The 3,650-nt window shown below is 36.5% G+C and carries 2 protein-coding genes; one reads left to right on the top strand and one right to left on the bottom strand.

The genetic code is table 11. The features are described from left to right. The first annotated feature begins 137 nt into the window (after positions 1 to 137). On the top strand, positions 138 to 1,781 hold the full coding sequence (locus AC4MRQ_RS25320; RefSeq protein ID WP_491200522.1) for a DNA cytosine methyltransferase: 1,644 nt from the start codon (positions 138 to 140) through the stop codon (positions 1,779 to 1,781). 468 nt (positions 1,782 to 2,249) lie between these two features. On the opposite strand, the gene AC4MRQ_RS25315 is transcribed toward AC4MRQ_RS25320, so the two are convergent. After that, entirely contained in the window at positions 2,250 to 2,999 is a 750-nt protein-coding gene (locus AC4MRQ_RS25315; RefSeq protein ID WP_491200521.1) for a hypothetical protein, read from the bottom strand. Positions 3,000 to 3,650 lie beyond the last annotated feature (651 nt).

The following is a 3,650-nucleotide window of genomic DNA, read 5'->3' as shown; positions in this document are numbered from 1 at the left end:
GCAATGTTATTTAAGTGATGAAATTGCTTCAATTCTTGCTTATGAGGATGATTATGAAACAATATTAAAAGTGTCCGAAGAGAAAGTCAATTATGTAAGAACTAAAAAATCGACACAAGCAGTAAAATAATTTAGTGATGGCAGCAATTGATTTATATAGTGGAATAGGAGGGTGGACAACAGGTTTTAGAATGGCTGGAATTAATGTTGTAGCTTCTTATGAGTGGTGGAAAGATGCGAATAACACACACAATAAAAACTTTGGAACGACACATTCGGAAGTAAATATTCGCGAACTCCAATTAGAAGACTTACCTAACCCTGATGAAATTGAATTTGTTCTCGGTAGTCCTCCGTGTACTCAATTCTCGTATGCAAATAGAGGTGGAAATGGGGATATTGCTGATGGAATGATAGATATATTCAAGTTTCTTGAAGTAGTCGAATATCTTAATCCTAGATATTGGGCTATGGAAAACGTTCCAAGAGTTGCAAAAATAATTGAACGAGAAATTCAGGAAGGAGGCTCATTATTTCGTTTCAGGAATTTATTTAGTGAAAATGGAATTCGAGTTTACGATTCATCAGATTTTGGAGTTCCTCAGAAAAGAAAAAGGATGATTGCTGGTAGATTACCATTTGATCTATTAGAATCTTATAAAGAAATAACTCCTAGGTTAACAATGGGAGATGTATTAGAAGCATTAAATCAAAATTTGGTAGTTGATCCAATTTATGGGTTCGAATTAAATAAAGAAGATGTAACTGATCATATTGCGGAGGCTCCATTGAGTGATGAAGAAGCTAGAATTAATGGTGATTCTAAAGCTTATCATGCCGTCTACAATACAATGAATTTTCCTGATAGATGGGATAGGCCTTCTAGAACTATTACAGCATTGTGCACAAGAGTTTCACGAGAAAGTATAATAATTGAAGATCATCATAAAAACCTAAGAAGATTGACTGTTCGTGAAAGGGGTTGCCTTCAATCATTTCCTTTGAATTATCAATTTTATAGTGGAAGTTATGGAGGAAAGTTAAAAATGATAGGAAATGCAATTCCTCCTGTGTTGACTTTCTATATAGCTCAGAGCATGTTAGAAAGAAACGCTAAGGAAGTGTTATTACCAAATCAAGTCAATAATCCTATTGTAGTTGCAGACGAACCTCCAGTTGTTCATTCTCCAGATGACCGGGGTGCAAAGTATTCATGGAGTAGATCATTTTGGCTGGCAATTCCAGGTCTAAGATTTGGAAGTGGAGTTAGATTTGAACTTAGGAATTATCATGACAAGCGTGATAAAAGTACTTCATGGAAGATGAATTTTTTCTTTGGGAATTCTAAAAATATAAAGGCGAAAGAACTTGATTTAGAAATATTTGAGCGAAGCTCCTTAATTCTTAAGGAATTAAATGATCCTAGTTTAGATAGTCTTATTAACGAATTTATTGCTTATAGTGAAGCGATTAACATTGAAGGTTTACAGAAAAACTGGACAAATAAGGATCGGAGTAGATTAGGACCAATAGAATTGATTGATGATATAGGCAGGTTTTCAGATCGCTTTAAAAGGATTCTTAAAAAGAAAAAGCTAACAGAAAGGGTTCTTTTGGTATTTATTGAAGATGAATTAAGAAATGGAAATGGAAGAGTTGACAACAAGAAGTTATCAGATAATCCGATAGATGTTTTTGTAGGAATGTTGATTGGTAGTTGTTTTAATACTATCATGAGTGGAAAGAAAGTGCAACAGGAATTAATGTTAGTTGCAGAATAATATAAAAGTGTCTTATTAGTGAAGAGTAAGGAGGCAAAAAGAAAATACTGGATAGTAAACGAGTGAATAGACATTTAGCTATTAAAGGAACTTGTTAATTTCTTTATCCGTAATTTATTTCCAATTTAGATATCATTATGAATGATGATGTGATTTTCGATTGGCTAAATTCTCTGAAACCCTCATTTAATGGAGCTTCGTTACACATATACCCTCGTGCGTACGCCCAATATGCCAAGCGTACGTCTAGGTGGGGCTCCGTACGCTAAATCACCCCTTGCGTACTCGTAACATGGGCTTCCATACGGTGTATACCCTTACGCGTACGAGGTATGGTGCTTTCCGTACACCAGCTCATGCTCTCCGTACGGTCTTTGATGCTCTGCGTACGCAAAAACATCCCCTCCGTACGCTACGCATTAACTATTTTCGCGTACGGAAGGGGAGTAGAGTATTTGCTAAATTAATTTAAGCATCATCTTCCTGTTCTTTTATAGAACGGCGATACCTTGCTAAACGATCCCGCTCGTATTTGCTCGAATAGCCTTTTATAAGCTTGGGATCATCGCGAAAAACAAAACGACCATAGTCACGAATATTTTTAACCACAACGTTAAGCAATGTGTAGGCTTTGTCACGAATCAATTTATATTCGTTATCGCCATACATATAGCCATTGGCCTGGCCCAAAAGGTCGGCCATATCTTGCGACATGGTATCGGCTTGCGTCAGCTTATCCATATTAAAATTCATGGCTACCAATGGTTCAGGATTTTCCTTGCCAAGTACTGCCATGCGTGCTAAGTCCTGAATAGTATCGGCGTGTCCGTTACCTTCTTTAATTTCGCTTACATGCCCAAGCAAGGAATCGTCGTTACGATAGGCAAATTCCAGTGTGTCAATTAATTCATCGTGTAAGGCATACATAGCAGGAGCATTTTGTTTCCATTTATCATTGGCCGCTTCACGCTCCGATTTCATTTCCTGCCAAGCCGCTTCGGCTGTTCGGGTGGCATCGGTCAATAGCTTCAGCCGGTCGAGTAGCTGCGGGTCAAAGCCAATATCCTCAAGCGATGGTAAATCCAGGCTTGTGCGCACATGCAAGCTTTCACATTCACCTAAATAGATACTGACAGGCATTTTACAGGTTTGGATGTCTTCTTTTTTCATGGCATCCAATTCGGGTTTGATCGTTTGAAGTTCGTTTGGTAATTCCATACAAAATCAATTTAAGGGTTAATAATTGCAACGCCTCAATCCTACAGCACGGTAAAAATTCCAATTGGAAGTATTAAAATCGATCGACAAACGTAAATATATGATTAATTTATATATAAACTATAAAATTGTCATAAAAATATGCTATTAAAATAATAACCTTAGCTTATTGAGTATCTGTGTGGGTGTAAGTTTGCTTTAAATATGGTTGTTATCATCACTTCAGATGCGTCAGACTATGTAAGTATAATATATTGATTTCAAATGTTGATAAATATATTTATCTGTCTTATTGTTGACTTTCAGATATATATTCTCAGTTTTAGGATCAATTAATATTTTTGTGGGGAAAAAATGCTTGAGATAAGCTAAAGGTCTTACCCTATATTAAAACCGTACAAGCAACTGTCGCAATTTCAAAAGAATCAAAACACATTAGACCCATTCCTGCCTTGCCTTCGGCGACTTACTTTTTCCTGCAGGTGAATTAAAGCGAAGCGGCAATCGTGAACTCCTTATAAAACAACATTCTTTGTGAACAAAAACTAAGGAAAAACCCCGTTGGCAGCAGCACTTATTGACCCACAATGCATTCATTTCGGAAAAGATTTAAAAGAATTACAGCTTCGGTTCCAATTATTCATATGTGTT

It is taken from the genome of Carboxylicivirga sp., from assembly GCF_982718395.1.
This window is presented reverse-complemented; position numbering and strand designations above follow the sequence as displayed.